Raw genomic sequence first — 13,941 nt, 5'->3', positions numbered from 1 at the left:
TCAACGACGGGCGGGGGCAAGCCCCGCCCCTACCCCCCAAAAGCCCCGGCTCCCGTTGCGGAGCCGGGGCTTTTTACTTTTGCCCCTCCAACTCCCCCACCCTGAATGCTGATTCGCATTGTTCGCATGAGTTTTGAGCCGACGCAGGTGCCGGCCTTTCTTGCCCTTTTCCGCGCCACCGAGCACCGGATTCGGCAGCAGCCCGGCTGCCACTTTCTGGAGCTTTGGCAGGATGCCGATAACCCCGCTATTTACTGCACCCACAGCCATTGGGACGATGCGGCCGCACTCAACGCCTACCGGAAATCCACGCTTTTCGGCGAGGTGTGGCCGGCTACGAAGCGGCTATTTGCCGCGCCGCCCGTGGCTTTTTCGGTGAATCCGGTGTTGTAGCCGTATTCGCTTTCTGATAAACACCCATTTTCTATGTCCCCCGATTACTTCGCCTTCTACGGCCTGCCCCAATCCTTCCGGCCCGATGAAGCCGCCCTCAAGCGCCTCTACTACGCCAAAAGCCGCGAAACCCACCCCGATTTCCACGCCACCACCTCGCCCGAAAACCAGGCCGAGATGCTGCGCCAGGCCACTCTCAACACCGACGCCTACCGCACCCTCGCCGACCCCGACCAGCGCATGGCCTACCTGCTGCGCCAAAACGGCCTGCTCGAAGAAGGCAAGCAGGAGCAGCTTCCGCCCGATTTCCTGATGGACATGATGGACCTCAATGAGGAATTGATGGAGCTGGAAATGGACGCCGACCCGGCCGGCATCGCCAAAGTGGCCGCCGAAGTCACCGCCCTGACCGATACCCTCGATGCGGGCATCGAGCCGGTTCTCGCTGGCTATGAGCAGCTCCCCGCCGACCACCGCCCGGCCGCCCTCCAGCAAATCCGCACCTATTACCTAAAAAAGCGGTATCTGTTGCGCATCCAGCAGCAAGTTGCTACCTTTGCAGCCCGCTCCTGATACCGGCAGAGCGGAATTGTTCTGAATAAGCATCCTGCCCGGATGGCGGAACCGGTAGACGCGTTGGTCTCAAACACCAATATCGCAAGATGTGCCGGTTCGACTCCGGCTCCGGGTACTTGATAATCGCAAGCCGGCTTCTCTCATGCGTGAGAGAGGCCGGCTTTTCGCTTTTATACCCGGAGCCGGAGTCGAACCGGCACATCGTAATTATTGATTTATGTTATCCAATTCTAGAGTAGTTGGAAATTGTGATGCCCAATTGCACATGAGTCACAAGACAAAGGGGCAGTTTTTTTTAAAACAAGCGTTGGGCTTGCAGAATCTTTCGTAATGAGCAACAAGGAATGGCTACTATTCAGTTTGTAGATGAGGCTTCAGCGAATACAACTTATCGCCGTTCTTGTATTCTTAATCCATGGAGAAAGACCTGTCTAACGAACCATTGGCAGTAACGGCCCTGCTTACTACCGAAGAGGAGTTTCGGCTGTTTCTAACGGCTAGCTTTGACATTATATACAAAATGAGCGCCGACTGGCGCTCCATGTACCGCTTGGTGGGCAAAACGTTCCTGGCCGATACGCTGACCCCTACCGAAACGTGGCTTGAGAGTTACATCCCGGTGCAGCAGCAGCCCCAGGTACTGGCTTGGATTGCGCAAGCCATCCAGACCCAAAGCGTGTTTGAGCACGAACACCAGGTTATTCAGGCCGATGGGTCGGTGGGCTGGGTGCATTCACGGGCGGTGCCGGTGCGCAACGCCCAGGGCGAGATTACTGAGTGGCTGGGCACAGCCATCAACACTACGCCGCGCCGACGGGCCGAGCAGGCCTTGCTGCAGCAGCAGCAGGCCGTATTCGCAGCCGTGCAGGAGGCCGAGGAGGCCGAGCGTAAGCGCATTGCCGAGAACTTGCACAACGGCTTGGGCCAGATGCTCTTCGCCGTCAAGCTGCGCCTGGAACAGTCGCGGGTGCTGCTGCCAGCCACCAGCGCACAGGTCAGCTTGCTGCGGCAGGAAACCGATGAGCTGCTGGCCGATGCCATTCGCCAGGTGCGGACCATCTCGCACGAACTGGTGCCGATGGTGCTGGAAGAATTTGGCTTGGGGGCGGCCATTAAGGACCTGTGCCAAAAAATGAAAGGCCTGATGCTCCACGTGCACTGCCAGGTGCATCTCGATGCAGAGCTACCGCCCCTGCCGGCTTCGCTCCAGCTGGCTCTCTACCGCATTGCCCAGGAGCTAATGCAGAACGTCGTCAAGCACGCGGCCGGGGCTACCCACGCCAGCCTGGAATTGGAAAACGTGCCGGGCTTTGTGCTGCTGCGCGTGGAAGACAACGGGCCCGGCTTCGACGCTGACGCGCCAACTGGCGTCGGGCTGGGCCTGCGCAGCATCCGCGACCGGGTGACGCTACTCGGCGGCGTCATCGATGTTGGGAGAATGCCGCACACTGGCGCCTATGTGCGCCTTCGCCTTCCGGCGCCCACGGAGTAAGTGCCGGTGCGGAATACCTACGCGTCGGCCGAAGAATAACTTCCCCGCCGGGTTACCCAATGGCACCTGGACTCATAAAAGCACGAAAACCGTCTTGACTGACCGAAATTTGCCCTCCCCATCGAAGCCCATTTTCCAAGAACTGCCAGTGATAAACGCAACGGAACGAGAAGAGAGAGAATACCTGGAAGAAATCAAGGAGAAGCTGACGCTGGCCATCCGGCGGGTGGATGGCTCCGTGAAGCAGTTTTCGGACGAGCTCCGGGAGAAAAAGCAGTATATCCACGAGCACCAGTCCGGCATGGACGATGCCGACATGGTGGCCGCCGGCCAGTCCATCAACCGCATGGCGTTTACGGGCGAGGCGGCCGTGGGCCGGAAGCGCAAGCTCCTCAAGCTGGGCCAGTCGCCGTACTTCGGCCGCATCGATTTTGTGCCGCAGGGGAAGGCCACTCTGCCGGTGTACATCGGAATTTATTCCTTCATCGACGAGCAGCAGCGCCAGAGCCTGATTTACGATTGGCGAGCCCCCGTCTCGTCCATGTTCTACGATTTTGAGCTGGGGGAAGCCTCTTTCACTACCCCGGGCGGCGTGGTGCAGGGCACCATTGAGCTGAAGCGGCAGTACAAAATCCGGGACGGCCGGATGGAGTTCATGCTGGAAAACGACGTCAACATTCACGACGACGTGCTGCAGCGCGAGCTGGCCAAGTCCTCCGACGACAAGATGAAGAACATTGTCGCGACCATTCAGCGCGACCAGAACGCGGTGATTCGCAACGAGACGGCACAGGTGATGGTCATTCAGGGCGTAGCGGGCTCGGGCAAAACCTCGATTGCTCTGCACCGGATTGCGTTTCTGCTCTACCGCTACCGCGAAACCATCGGGGCCAAGGATGTGCTCATTATCTCGCCCAATAAGGTCTTCGCCGATTACATTTCGAACGTGCTGCCGGAACTGGGCGAAGAGCACATTCCCGAACTGGGCATGGACGAGCTGGCGGCCGATTTGCTCGACCATCAGTACTCCTTCCAGTCCTTTTTCGACCAGGTATCGGCGCTGCTGGAGAAGCACGACGCTGCGTTCATCGAGCGCATCCGGTTCAAATCGTCGTTTGAATTCCTCAGCCAGCTCAACCAGTACCTCATTTACGTTGAGAATAACCACTTCACCATAAAAGAATTGCGGGTCGGCAAAATCGTTGTGCCCCTGCCGTTTCTGCTGGCGAAGTTCAAGACCTTTCACCGGGTGCCACTCCTGAAACGGTTTGCCCTGGTGGCCGAGGAAGTGCGGAACTACGTGCGCGATGCCACCAAGCGGAAGCTCACCAACCACGAGAAATCCACGATTGGCGAGGCCATTCCGCGTATGTTCCGGTTCCATCAGGTGCTGGACCTGTACCGGGATTTTTACCGCTGGCTGGGCCGGCCCGAGCTGCTGAAGCTCGACCACAGCCTGCGCCTGGAATACGCGGACGTTTTCCCCCTGATTTACCTGCGCCTGCGCCTGGAAGGCATCAGCACCTACGACCACGTGAAGCACCTGCTGGTAGACGAGATGCAGGACTACACGCCCGTGCAATACGCCGTGCTGTCGCGCATGTTCCTGTGCCGCAAGACCATCTTGGGTGATGTCAGCCAGACCGTTAACCCGTACAGCTCTTCCTCAGCCGAAACGATTGAGCGCGTCTTTCCGCAGGCCGAGGTGGTGAAACTATACCGCAGCTACCGCTCCACGGTCGAGATTACGGCCTTCGCGCAGCGCATTACGCCCAACCCGAACATCATTCCGCTGGAACGGCACGGGCCGGAGCCGGTGGTGGCCCGCTACGGTAGCCCGGACGAGGAGCTACAGGCCATCAAGCAGCTAATCAGCACCTTCCCAAGCTCCGGCAATCATTCATTGGGCATCATCTGCAAAACCCTTCGGCAGGCCGAGCAGGTGCACCAAGCGTTGGAAGCCCCGGGTATTTATTTGCTCACCGACGAGTCCACGACGTTTCAGGAAGGCGTCATTATTACCACGGCCCACCTGGCAAAAGGGCTGGAATTTGATGCCGTTATCGTGCCTTTTGCCTCCGCCCGCACTTACAAAACGGAAGTTGATAAGAGCATGCTCTACGTGGCATGTACCCGCGCCATGCACCAGCTCACGCTCACTTATTCGGGCGAGGCAACCCCGTTTTTGTCAGCCTGAATCAGTTTGGCAGAGAACGTCCGGGCGGGGGCAAGCCCCGCCCCTACCTCATTCAGACTGACCGCAAAATCGGGGTAAACTACCGCTTCTCCCAGCGCGCGGCGAACTCCTGCTTGCTGCAGTACATGTACTGGCGGGAAACCGGATTGATGATGACAATTTCGGCCGGGCGCTCCTCATCGGCAGGGCTCAGGCCCAGCTCCAGTTCGTATTCCTGGCCATTGCGGAAACCGGCGTAGCCATCCATGCCGCGAAACGCATACTTCTTTTTCTGAAACTCCATGCAGCAAAGGTAGCGCCCCGGCGCACGGTGCGGCCAGGGGTTGTGGGCCACTTTGGCGGCCGCTTGGGCGCGGTTAATCCTGCGCGTCGGGTGCGGAGACGGGCAGCGGGGCAAATTCGTTTTCGGCCGGCGTGTAGCTCATCTGGAACAGGCGGTCCTGGCAAATATGCTGGTCGCCAGAGGGCTCCGTGATAACCCAGTCGCCCGCGAACACGGTGAGGCGGCCCTTGCGATTGGTGAGGTAAGCGTGCGGCGGCACGGGCAGCAGGCTTTCATTGCCCGCAAAGCCCGGCACCTCGTCGGCCACGCCGGCCACCTGCTGGCCCGGAAACCACTGGTGGGCTTCAATCAGGTTGGTATCGGTGGGGAGGCGCGTGAAAAAAGGCATGGCGGGGCAATGGGCGACGGGCTAATAAGCACTGGGCAAAAAAGCGGCGCTGAATACAGTGTCGATGCCGCTTTTTCTACAAGATTAAGGTGCGTCAGGTGAATGTTTTATGAGGCGCAACGGCAGATAGCTCAGGTTTTGGCCCCGCCCGTCCGCCTTCTTTTGCCGGGCAACTCATTGTCATTTTCTGTCGGCGGGGCCTGTTTTTTTGCGACTGCACTGCTGGGCACGGTAGCTTTTGTGCATTTTTGCATCTTCCATTTTAACTTCTCCTATGACTGGTTTTCCTGCATACTGCGGCTGCCTACGCTTCCTGAGCGGGCTGGGGCTGCTTTCCATCACGCTGCTGGCGGGCTGCGCACGGCCGGCCGGAGGTAGCAGCGCCGCCGCCAAAGACTACTGGCTGTACGTGGGCACCAACGTGGGCAACGAGCAGGATAACACCATTTTTCTGTACCGCGTGGATGCCGCTACCGGCGCTTTCACCCGCGTGAGTGCGCAGCACGGCGGGGCCAGCCCCACCTACCTCACCCTCTCGGCCAACCACCGCTTCCTGTACGCCGTGAGCGAAACCCAGACGTACCGGGGCGCGCCGGGCGGCGGGGTCAGCGCCTTTGCCGTGGCCCCGCGCACCGGCGATTTGAAACTGCTCAATCAGCAACCTTCCAACGGGGCTTCGCCCTGCTACATCAGCCTCGACCGCACCGGCAAAATGGCCCTGGTGGCCAACTACGTGGGCGGCAACGTGAGCGCGCTGCCCGTGGCGCCCGATGGCCAGCTAGGCGCGCCCACCACCGACCAGCACACTGGCAGCGGCCCGCACAAGAACCAAACTACCTCGCACGCCCACTGCCTCCTCCCCGACCCTACCAATAAATTCGCCTTCGCCGTGAACCTGGGCACCGACCGTGTGTACGCCTACCGCCTCGACCCCGCCAAGGCCCAGCTCACCCGCGAGGCCGAGCCGGCTTTCGTGGCCAAGCCCGGCGCGGGGCCGCGTCACCTGGTTTTCCACCCCGATGGCAAGCACGCTTACCTCATCAACGAGCTGAATTCGACCGTGACGGCGCTGGCGTATGATGCCACTGCCGGCCGCTTCCGCGAGCTCCAGACGCTGTCGGCGCTGCCAGCCGGCTACACGGGCGAGAATTCCTGCGCCGACATCCACGTTTCCCGCAACGGGCTGTTCCTCTACGCTTCCAACCGCGGCCACAACAGCATCGCGGTGTTTGCCATCGATACGAGTAACGGCACGCTGGTGCCCATTCAGGACGTGGACACGCAGGGCAAAACGCCCCGCAACTTCACGCTTGACCCCAGCGGCCGCCTGCTGCTGGTGGCCAACCAGAACTCCAACAACGTGGTCAGCTACCGCGTCGACCCGCAATCGGGCCTGCTCACGCCCACCGGCCAGAGCACTGAGGTGCCCTCGCCCATGTTTTTGCAGGTCACGGAGGATTTCGGGCGATAGATTCAATCATTCGCTGACCGAGAATTCCCGGCCACTCGCCGAAACCCGGCAACGTGGCGCACAGGGGCACGTAAGGGGGCGCACCGGGCGGCATGTTGCCTAAACCGGCCTTTTTGCTCTTTCGATGCCCGACCCTTACGACTCCGAACCCCGCGAGCTCCAATTTCCGCTCTACGTGAAAGCCCCGCTGATACTGCTGGGCCTGGCGCTGCTGGTGTTCACGCTGCACATTGCCAGCGACATTATTTTTCCACTGTTTTTCGCGGCCATTTTTGCCATTATGCTGCATCCGGTGGAGCAGTGGCTCATCCGCAAGCGGGTGCCGCCTATATTGGCCATTCTGCTCACGGTGGTGCTGGGCGTGGCGGCCGTGCTGGGCATCGTGTACTTCATCAGCATGGAAGCCGCGCAGTTGTCGGACCAGATGCCGATGTTCAAAAAGAAGTTTGCCGAAACCGCCGCCCAGGTGCACGGGTGGCTGCAATCGCGCTTCGGCCTGAGCGACCAGAAGCTGCAGGGCTGGATGAGCGAGGCTGGCACCAAAGCTCAGGGCTTGGTGGGCGGCACGCTCTCGGCCGTATCGGGCCTGCTCGTATCGTTCACGTTGATACCGGTTTACATCTTCCTGCTGTTCTTGTACCAGAGGCGGCTGGTCGATTTTCTGGTGCAGGCCTTTTCGGGCCACCGCCGCGACACCGGCGTGAGCGAGGTGCTGCGCGAAAGCAAAACCGCCATCCAGAGCTACATGGTGGGCCTGCTGATTGAAGGCAGCATCGTGGCCGCGCTCAACGTCACGGCCCTGCTCATCATTGGGGTGCCCTATGCCCTGCTGCTGGGCGTAATGGGCGCGCTGCTCAACTTCATCCCCTACATCGGCGGGCTCATTGCCATTGCCCTGCCCATGCTCATGGCCTTCGTGGCCCAGGATGGCTACGGCCACGCCCTGGCGGTACTGGGGGCCTACATGCTCATCCAGTTTATCGACAACCACTACCTGATTCCGCGCATCGTAGCGTCCAAAATTCAGGTGAATGCCCTGGTGGCCATTGTGGGTGTGCTGGTGGGCAATGCCATTGGCGGCGTGGCGGGCATGTTTCTGGCCCTGCCGGTCATCGCCATTCTCAAGATTGTGTTCGACCGCATCGAGCCCCTCAAGCCCTGGGGCATGGTGCTGGGCGACGAGGAAACCCCGCGCGGCCGCAAAATCAACCCGGCCAAAAAGGAGGTGCGGGCCGCTGAAAAAGGCCAAGCAGTGCCCGAAACCGACGCGGCTTAGCGGTTCTGTTTGCCCCAATATTGTCATTCCAACCGAAGGGCGGAATCTGAGTTAATCCGTTCGAACGGCTTATTCCAGATTCCGCCCTTCGGTTGGAATGACCGTTTTGTTTAACGGCTCAGCTCAGCCCCGTACAGCCATTTTTCGGCTTCTTCCAGCGTGGAGAAGCGCTGAAAAACCAGACCCGCCGGGGCCGCGCTCACCACCGACTGCGTGGAAAGCCGGTGCATGGGGTCGGCCCCTTCCACGATGGCGCAGTACTGCGCCCGCGCCTGGTTGATGGCGCGCGGAATCCACTGCCCCGTGAGCCACGCCTGGGCCGCGCCGGAGAGCGGCGCCCGCTGGCCGTGGTCAGAAAGAATTTTGCGGGTGTTGGTGCTCAGCATCAGGCTCAGCACCTGCTCGTAGAAGGCCTGAATGGCTTCCAGCGCCGCCCGCTCGGGCGTCCACACCAAGCGCACGAATCCTCCGGGCTGGTAAAACACCTTGCCGGCGGTATTTTGAAAGAACAGCGTTTCCTGAGCGCGAAGCGGCAATGGCATAGAATGGAGAGCAGACGAAAACTGCGGCGGTAGTGCGCGGTTTGGGAAGCAAACAAAATTACGCCCGGGCTGGCCTCCCCACGCCTCCATGCCAACAAATTATATAAGGTCCCGTAAGCAGACCCGGCCATCTATTATTTCAGGCTGAACATATTATTCCGTTTCTATCTCTATACTAACCCGTTATTTATCTGGTAGCATGCGATTATATTTTGAGAACCCAGTTGGGCGCTTGCTTGAGCACCCCGACGGCTATGCCCTGGTACAATACACCGAAGCGCCCCGCGATTTTGCTGTTTTTCAGGCGTTTCTGACCCACACCCACCACTTACTGCGCCGCCACGGCTGGCATAAGATGCTGGCCGACCAGCGCTACATGGCCCCTTTCACCGACGAGGAGCGGCAGTGGATTGGCCAGGACTGGCTGGCCCGGAGCGCCAGCGACGGCTACGCCCTGTTCGGCGCCATCATCATCCCCACCGATGTGTACGCCCGCCTGGCCCTGGACCAGGTGATGAGCACCATGCAGCAGCAGTCGGCCCTCACCTACCGCCTTTTTGCCACGGAGGAAGAAGCGACGGAGTGGCTGCGCCAACTGCCCGAACCGAACTAGCCCAGCCGCAGGTGGGCCGTGGCGGCGGTGCTGCCGCCGGCATCGTCATCGGTCACAAGTAGCAGTTCGAACTGCCCGTCGGCCAGTTGCTGACGCACGGCCAGCCCCTCCACCTTGCCGAAATACGGCCGGCCATCGGCCCAGGCCAGCCGGGCAAACGTGGCGGTATGGGCGGCCACATCCACCACGCCTACGAACGAGCCCAGCACTGCCCCGTCCAGCACGGCATCGGCCGTGTTTTCTACCGAAGCCGACACGAACAATAGCCCATCCACGAACGTGGCCCCGGAAAACCCCGCCGGGCAGCCCTCAATCTGCGGCAGCTCAAACACCAATTGATGCGCGGCGGGCGGGGTTGCCCCCATTGGGTTCGTCAAAAAAGCCAGCGTTTCGGCCAACGGCAGCACGAATAGCAAGGCCGCATCGGCCCGGCCCACGGTGCGCTGAAACAGCAGCAACTCGGTAGCGGTAGTGGCTGCCGCTTCGAGATTGAGGACCACGCCGGCGGGCAAATGGGCTACGAGCGTGGCGTATAGAGCCGTCAGGTCCACCGTTTCGGGCAGTTGCGGCCCTTCGGCGGGCACAAACCAGCCGCGCGCCCGGTTGGGCCGGCTGCCCGAGCCGAGCAGTAGCAGGCCGGCGCGGCCATCGGGCCAGGTCAGGGCCACCATGCACTCCAGGTCGGGTTTTATCGGCTTGGCAATGCGGCCGGACGCGAAATCATCTGCTACCTCAAATAGCGCAATGCGACCAGTGGGCGCTAGTGTCGCCGCGTCGAGCTGATAAAGAAAGGGCGAGTCGTCGCCAATGACGTAGGCCACGGAGCCGATGATTTCGACGCCGGAGGCCGAGGGCAGGCCCGGAAGCTGGTTTTCGGAGATGATGGTAGCCGTCATGGTCATAGAGCGGAACGGGGCCTTTTTGTAATGCGCCGGCTGGGCCGGACGATATAGCCGGCAAGCCCAGGCCAAATATCAACCCATTCCGCTCCCTATCTTGCCGCCGCGCTTGCCCCGCGCTCCTTTCCGATGCCTGATTATACGCCCGGCCTGCACATTCTGGCCACCTTTGCAGCGCCGCCCGCCGCCCTGCGCGATGCAGAAAGTTGTCGCGCCTTCTTCGATGCCCAGGTGCTGGCCTTCGGGCTGGAAAAGGTGGGCGAGGCTTACCACAGCTTCCCGGCCGACGAAACCGGCCCGGGAGGTTTCACCGCCGTGCTGGCCCTGACGGAATCGCACCTGAGCATCCACACTTGGCCCGAGCACGGGCTGGCCACGTTCGATGTGTTCTTGTCGAACTTCCGGCGCGACAACGCGGCCACGGTGCGCGGCATTTACGCGGCCACACTGGCCTTTTTCGAAGGCACTGAGCTCACCAAAACCGAAGTGCGCCGATGAGCGAAACCGCTACGCCCCGGCCCGAATCGGCCCAGCTGGACTGCCCCGAGTGCCACACCAGCATCACGTATTACGACGTTGCAGGCAGCGAATACTACGCCTGCCCGAACTGCCACGCGTATTTCCGATACTCGGGGAACGAAACACCCCAAGTGTTTGGAAATTATAAAGAAGCACCAAAAACCTCGCCCGTGCTGCCGCTGGGTGTTCTGGGCATTTTGGATGGCGCGCTCTGCCGCGTGGTGGGCGTAACGAGCCGCTGCGAGGTCAACCACGCGCAGTACAGCTGGCGCGAATATCAGCTGTTTCAGCCCGAAACCGGCCGCTATGTGCAACTGGCCGAGTACGATGGCCACTGGACACTGATTTGGGCCGCCAGCCACCTCGACAAAAACCGGGAGGATTTTAAGCTGGCCGATTTCCGGATTTTCAACAAATACCAGGCGCGCATCAACTGGGCGCTGGGCGAGTTCGACTGGGATATCGAAAGTGACCAGAGCCTGTACGTAACCGAATACATCAACCCGCCCCTGCTGCTGGTGCAGGAGCAACGCGGCCGGGAAAGTAATTGGTACCGGGGCCGCCACGTAGCCACCGAAGAACTGGTCGCGGCCTTCAACATCAGCCAAAGCTCACTGCCGCACGCCGAAGGCACGGGCATGGTGGAACCGGCTCCCGGCAGCCAGAGCCAGTCGGCGCTGTGGTCGCTCACGGGCTTTGTGTTGGCCGCGCTGCTGCTCGTGCAACTGGTGCTGGTGGTGCGCACCGGCTCGCCGGTGCTGAACGAAGTGCTGCAGGTGGCACCCGACAGCACGGCCGCGCCCGGTACTGGCCGCGTGCTGGTGTCGCCCTCTTTCACCCTCGACCACCAAACGGCCCTCGAAGTGAGCTTGAACACCAGCCTGACCAACCAGTGGCTGGAATTGCCAGTGAGCCTGGTGAACGAGCAAACCGGCCGGGGCTTCGAGTTCACCAAAAACATCGAGTTTTACAGCGGCGTGGAGGGCGGCGAAAGCTGGACCGAAGGCAGCCGCACAGCTGAAGCGGTGCTTTCGCGGGTGCCGGCCGGGCGCTACCACCTCAACTTATACCCCTTCACAGAGCGGGGCGTGGCCCCCGAAATCAAGGTGATGGTGTGGTCCGATTCGGCCCTGCCGTCCAACTTTTTCTTGGTGGTGGCGCTGGTGCTGGCCCTGCCGCTGCTGCAACTATTCCGCCGCCATTCCCACGAGCGCAGCCGCTGGGCCAACAGCGACTACAACCCCTACGCGACCGAAGAATAAGCCACCCAGCATGCTCGAAAATCTGCTCAACTTTCTGCGCCCGGTGCGCTTCTACGCACTACTGTTGCTGCTGCCGCTGGGCTGGTTTGCCTGGGGCACTGCCACCGGCACCCGCCTGCTCGGCGACGACAACGAAAGCACCGAAACCCTGAACGCGCCCGGCACCGGCGGCCACGGTCACGCCGGCCGCGGCCTTTACTTCCACAAATAATCCTTCCCTGCTTATGGAATACCTCAACGCCAAAGCCCTCGCGGCCTCCATCCTCTATTCGCTGCTGGGCATTATCATTCTGGTCGTCAGCTTTTATATGTTTAACATGCTGACGCCGGGCACCCTGCGCAAGGAAATTCTGGAAGAGCACAATACCGCGCTGGCCATTCTGGGCGCGGCCTTTATGCTGGCCGTGGCCCTCATCATCAGCGCCGCCATTCATGGCTGAGTTGTTGGATGTGCCCGCCGCGGAAGCACCGCCGGCGGGCTCCGCCGCGGCCGGCCCCGAGGCGCGGCTGCCGGGCCTGCTGCTGGCGGCGGTGGCCGTGATTGCCACTTGCGGGCTGATTTATGAGTTGATTGCCGGCACGCTGGCCTCCTACCTGCTGGGAGATTCTGTCACGCAGTTTTCCACCATTATCGGGGCGTATTTGTTTGCGATGGGCATCGGCTCGTGGCTCTCGAAATTCCTGGAGGGCTCGCTGCTGCGCTGGTTTATCCGGCTCGAAATATTGGTGGGGTTGGTGGGCGGGTGCATGGCCCCGCTGCTGTTCGTGTCGTTCGAGTACGTGGCCTCGTTCCGGCTGCTGCTTTATACGCTGGTGGGCCTCACGGGTGTGCTGGTGGGCCTGGAAATTCCGCTGCTAATGCGGATTCTGGAGCACCGCTACCCGTTCAAGGACTTGGTGGCGCGGGTGTTCACCTTCGATTACGTGGGGGCGCTGCTGGCCTCGCTGATATTCCCGCTGGTGCTGGTGCCGCAGCTGGGGCTGATTCGGACCTCGCTGGTTTTCGGAGCCCTGAACCTGGCCGTGGCCGCCGTGGTGCTGGCCCGCTTCCCCGAAACGCGGCCCTACCGGCGGCGCTTTGGCGTGGGCATTGCGGCGGCGCTGCTGGGGCTGGCGGTACTGTTCGGCTTCGCCAACAAGCTGCTGGCCTACACCGAAACCCTGGCGTTTCAGGACCAAGTGATTTATTCGAAATCAACCGTTTACCAGCGCATTGTGCTCACCCGCAACCCGCGCGAACTGCGCCTGTTCCTCAACGGCAACCTGCAGTTCAGCTCCGCTGATGAGTACCGCTACCACGAAGCCCTGGTGCACCCGCTGCTGCAAGCGCTGCCCCAGGCCCGCCGCGTGCTGGTGATGGGCGGCGGCGACGGCCTGGCCGTGCGCGAGCTGCTGAAATACCCGCGCCTGACCAGCATCAAGCTCGTCGACCTCGATGCGGGCATGACCGAGCTATTCCAGCACAACGAGCTGCTGCTCAGCCTGAACCAGGGCTCACTCAACAACCCCAAAGTGCAGGTTATCAACGCCGACGCCTACCAGTGGATTCGGCAGGACTCGGCCCGCTACGACGCCATCATCGTCGACTTCCCCGACCCCGGCAACTACTCCATCGGCAAGCTGTACTCGACCGCCTTCTACACGGCGCTGGCCAAGCGACTGGCCCCCGGCGGGCGGCTGGTGGTGCAAAGCACCTCGCCGTTTCTGGCCCGGCAGTCGTTTTGGTGCGTGGCGCACACGCTGGCGGCGGTGGGCCTGCACACCATCCCGTACCACCTCTACGTGCCGTCGTTTGGCGAGTGGGGCTACGTGCTGGCCGGCCCCGACGCCCACTGGCGCGGCGATATGAGCCCGCTGCCGGCCGGCCTGCGTTACATCACGCCCGCCACCATTCACGACATGCTGCGCTTCCCGCCCGACATGAGCGAAGTACCCACAGAGGTTAACCAGCTCAATAATCAAGTACTAGTGCGGTATTTCGAGGAGGACTGGGGGCCGTACGTGCATTGATTTTGGGGCGGCATGGACTT

16 protein-coding genes and 1 tRNA gene are annotated in these 13,941 nt (G+C 61.4%); 13 read left to right on the top strand and 4 right to left on the bottom strand.

The genetic code is table 11. The features are described 5' to 3' along the window. Window positions 1–105 precede the first annotated feature (105 nt). From ACYVM5_RS16100 to ACYVM5_RS16080, 5 genes are all read left to right on the top strand, one after another. Entirely contained in the window at window positions 106–393 is a 288-nt protein-coding gene (locus tag ACYVM5_RS16100) for a putative quinol monooxygenase (RefSeq protein WP_460619127.1), read from the top strand. Window positions 394–426: 33 nt separating this feature from the next. Then, entirely contained in the window at window positions 427–966 is a 540-nt protein-coding gene (locus tag ACYVM5_RS16095) for an iron-sulfur cluster co-chaperone HscB C-terminal domain-containing protein (protein ID WP_198076461.1), read from the top strand. A 36-nt stretch (window positions 967–1,002) separates the two neighbouring features. Next, window positions 1,003–1,084 (top strand) — tRNA-Leu (locus tag ACYVM5_RS16090). 300 nt (window positions 1,085–1,384) lie between these two features. Continuing rightward, window positions 1,385–2,461 (top strand): sensor histidine kinase, encoded by a 1,077-nt coding sequence (locus tag ACYVM5_RS16085; RefSeq protein ID WP_460619126.1) that lies wholly within the window; start codon window positions 1,385–1,387, stop codon window positions 2,459–2,461. A 148-nt stretch (window positions 2,462–2,609) separates the two neighbouring features. Then, the gene (locus tag ACYVM5_RS16080) at window positions 2,610–4,658 is read left to right on the top strand and encodes a HelD family protein (protein ID WP_460619125.1); all 2,049 of its coding nucleotides are present in this window, start codon (window positions 2,610–2,612) and stop codon (window positions 4,656–4,658) included. A gap of 79 nt (window positions 4,659–4,737) precedes the next feature. Here ACYVM5_RS16080 and ACYVM5_RS16075 read toward each other — a convergent pair whose 3' ends face one another. Together ACYVM5_RS16075 and ACYVM5_RS16070 are read right to left on the bottom strand one after the other, a co-directional pair. Continuing rightward, complete coding sequence (locus ACYVM5_RS16075; RefSeq protein WP_460619124.1) at window positions 4,738–4,941, bottom strand: hypothetical protein; 204 nt, start codon at window positions 4,939–4,941, stop codon at window positions 4,738–4,740. A gap of 73 nt (window positions 4,942–5,014) precedes the next feature. After that, on the bottom strand, window positions 5,015–5,329 hold the full coding sequence (locus ACYVM5_RS16070; RefSeq protein WP_460619123.1) for a hypothetical protein: 315 nt from the start codon (window positions 5,327–5,329) through the stop codon (window positions 5,015–5,017). Between the two features lie 274 nt (window positions 5,330–5,603). On the opposite strand from ACYVM5_RS16070, the gene ACYVM5_RS16065 reads away from it, so the two are divergent. Then, window positions 5,604–6,800, top strand: coding sequence for a lactonase family protein (locus ACYVM5_RS16065; protein ID WP_460619122.1), 1,197 nt, complete (start codon window positions 5,604–5,606; stop codon window positions 6,798–6,800). Window positions 6,801–6,924: 124 nt separating this feature from the next. After that, window positions 6,925–8,076 (top strand): AI-2E family transporter, encoded by a 1,152-nt coding sequence (locus ACYVM5_RS16060; protein ID WP_460619121.1) that lies wholly within the window; start codon window positions 6,925–6,927, stop codon window positions 8,074–8,076. Window positions 8,077–8,186: 110 nt separating this feature from the next. On the opposite strand, the gene ACYVM5_RS16055 is transcribed toward ACYVM5_RS16060, so the two are convergent. Then, window positions 8,187–8,618, bottom strand: coding sequence for a hypothetical protein (locus ACYVM5_RS16055; RefSeq protein ID WP_460619120.1), 432 nt, complete (start codon window positions 8,616–8,618; stop codon window positions 8,187–8,189). A gap of 199 nt (window positions 8,619–8,817) precedes the next feature. On the opposite strand from ACYVM5_RS16055, the gene ACYVM5_RS16050 reads away from it, so the two are divergent. Further along, window positions 8,818–9,231: a hypothetical protein gene (locus ACYVM5_RS16050; RefSeq protein WP_198068902.1), complete on the top strand. Its 414-nt coding sequence runs from the start codon at window positions 8,818–8,820 to the stop codon at window positions 9,229–9,231. Here ACYVM5_RS16050 and ACYVM5_RS16045 read toward each other — a convergent pair. Then, window positions 9,228–10,127 (bottom strand): DUF6929 family protein, encoded by a 900-nt coding sequence (locus ACYVM5_RS16045; RefSeq protein WP_460619119.1) that lies wholly within the window; start codon window positions 10,125–10,127, stop codon window positions 9,228–9,230. The genes ACYVM5_RS16050 and ACYVM5_RS16045 overlap by 4 nt on opposite strands. Window positions 10,128–10,259: 132 nt before the next feature. Here ACYVM5_RS16045 and ACYVM5_RS16040 point away from each other — a divergent pair, with 132 nt between their 5' ends. The 5 genes from ACYVM5_RS16040 to ACYVM5_RS16020 are packed head-to-tail and all read left to right on the top strand — an operon-like array spanning window position 10,260 to window position 13,921. Next, entirely contained in the window at window positions 10,260–10,628 is a 369-nt protein-coding gene (locus ACYVM5_RS16040; RefSeq protein ID WP_460619118.1) for an S-adenosylmethionine decarboxylase family protein, read from the top strand. Then, entirely contained in the window at window positions 10,625–11,911 is a 1,287-nt protein-coding gene (locus tag ACYVM5_RS16035) for a DUF4178 domain-containing protein (protein WP_460619117.1), read from the top strand. Before ACYVM5_RS16040 ends, ACYVM5_RS16035 begins: the two co-directional genes overlap by 4 nt. 10 nt (window positions 11,912–11,921) lie before the next feature. Beyond that, the gene (locus ACYVM5_RS16030) at window positions 11,922–12,122 is read left to right on the top strand and encodes a hypothetical protein (protein WP_460619116.1); all 201 of its coding nucleotides are present in this window, start codon (window positions 11,922–11,924) and stop codon (window positions 12,120–12,122) included. 13 nt (window positions 12,123–12,135) lie between these two features. Further along, complete coding sequence (locus tag ACYVM5_RS16025; protein WP_460619115.1) at window positions 12,136–12,351, top strand: DUF350 domain-containing protein; 216 nt, start codon at window positions 12,136–12,138, stop codon at window positions 12,349–12,351. Beyond that, complete coding sequence (locus ACYVM5_RS16020) at window positions 12,344–13,921, top strand: spermidine synthase (protein ID WP_460619114.1); 1,578 nt, start codon at window positions 12,344–12,346, stop codon at window positions 13,919–13,921. Before ACYVM5_RS16025 ends, ACYVM5_RS16020 begins: the two co-directional genes overlap by 8 nt. Window positions 13,922–13,941 lie beyond the last annotated feature (20 nt).

The sequence above is a fragment of the Hymenobacter ruber genome (genome assembly GCF_054783255.1).
This window is presented reverse-complemented; position numbering and strand designations above follow the sequence as displayed.

Excerpts from the sequence above, each read along its gene's own strand:
- ACYVM5_RS16040 (WP_460619118.1), top strand. The coding sequence starts at position 10,260 with ATGCCTGATTATACGCCCGGCCTGCACATTCTGGCCACCTTTGCAGCG.
- ACYVM5_RS16020 (WP_460619114.1), top strand. The coding sequence starts at position 12,344 with ATGGCTGAGTTGTTGGATGTGCCCGCCGCGGAAGCACCGCCGGCGGGC.
- ACYVM5_RS16035 (WP_460619117.1), top strand. The coding sequence starts at position 10,625 with ATGAGCGAAACCGCTACGCCCCGGCCCGAATCGGCCCAGCTGGACTGC.
- ACYVM5_RS16085 (WP_460619126.1), top strand. The coding sequence starts at position 1,385 with ATGGAGAAAGACCTGTCTAACGAACCATTGGCAGTAACGGCCCTGCTT.
- ACYVM5_RS16050 (WP_198068902.1), top strand. The coding sequence starts at position 8,818 with ATGCGATTATATTTTGAGAACCCAGTTGGGCGCTTGCTTGAGCACCCC.
- ACYVM5_RS16025 (WP_460619115.1), top strand. The coding sequence starts at position 12,136 with ATGGAATACCTCAACGCCAAAGCCCTCGCGGCCTCCATCCTCTATTCG.
- ACYVM5_RS16065 (WP_460619122.1), top strand. The coding sequence starts at position 5,604 with ATGACTGGTTTTCCTGCATACTGCGGCTGCCTACGCTTCCTGAGCGGG.
- ACYVM5_RS16060 (WP_460619121.1), top strand. The coding sequence starts at position 6,925 with ATGCCCGACCCTTACGACTCCGAACCCCGCGAGCTCCAATTTCCGCTC.
- ACYVM5_RS16075 (WP_460619124.1), bottom strand. The coding sequence starts at position 4,941 with ATGGAGTTTCAGAAAAAGAAGTATGCGTTTCGCGGCATGGATGGCTAC.
- ACYVM5_RS16030 (WP_460619116.1), top strand. The coding sequence starts at position 11,922 with ATGCTCGAAAATCTGCTCAACTTTCTGCGCCCGGTGCGCTTCTACGCA.
- ACYVM5_RS16100 (WP_460619127.1), top strand. The coding sequence starts at position 106 with ATGCTGATTCGCATTGTTCGCATGAGTTTTGAGCCGACGCAGGTGCCG.
- ACYVM5_RS16070 (WP_460619123.1), bottom strand. The coding sequence starts at position 5,329 with ATGCCTTTTTTCACGCGCCTCCCCACCGATACCAACCTGATTGAAGCC.
- ACYVM5_RS16045 (WP_460619119.1), bottom strand. The coding sequence starts at position 10,127 with ATGACGGCTACCATCATCTCCGAAAACCAGCTTCCGGGCCTGCCCTCG.
- ACYVM5_RS16095 (WP_198076461.1), top strand. The coding sequence starts at position 427 with ATGTCCCCCGATTACTTCGCCTTCTACGGCCTGCCCCAATCCTTCCGG.
- ACYVM5_RS16055 (WP_460619120.1), bottom strand. The coding sequence starts at position 8,618 with ATGCCATTGCCGCTTCGCGCTCAGGAAACGCTGTTCTTTCAAAATACC.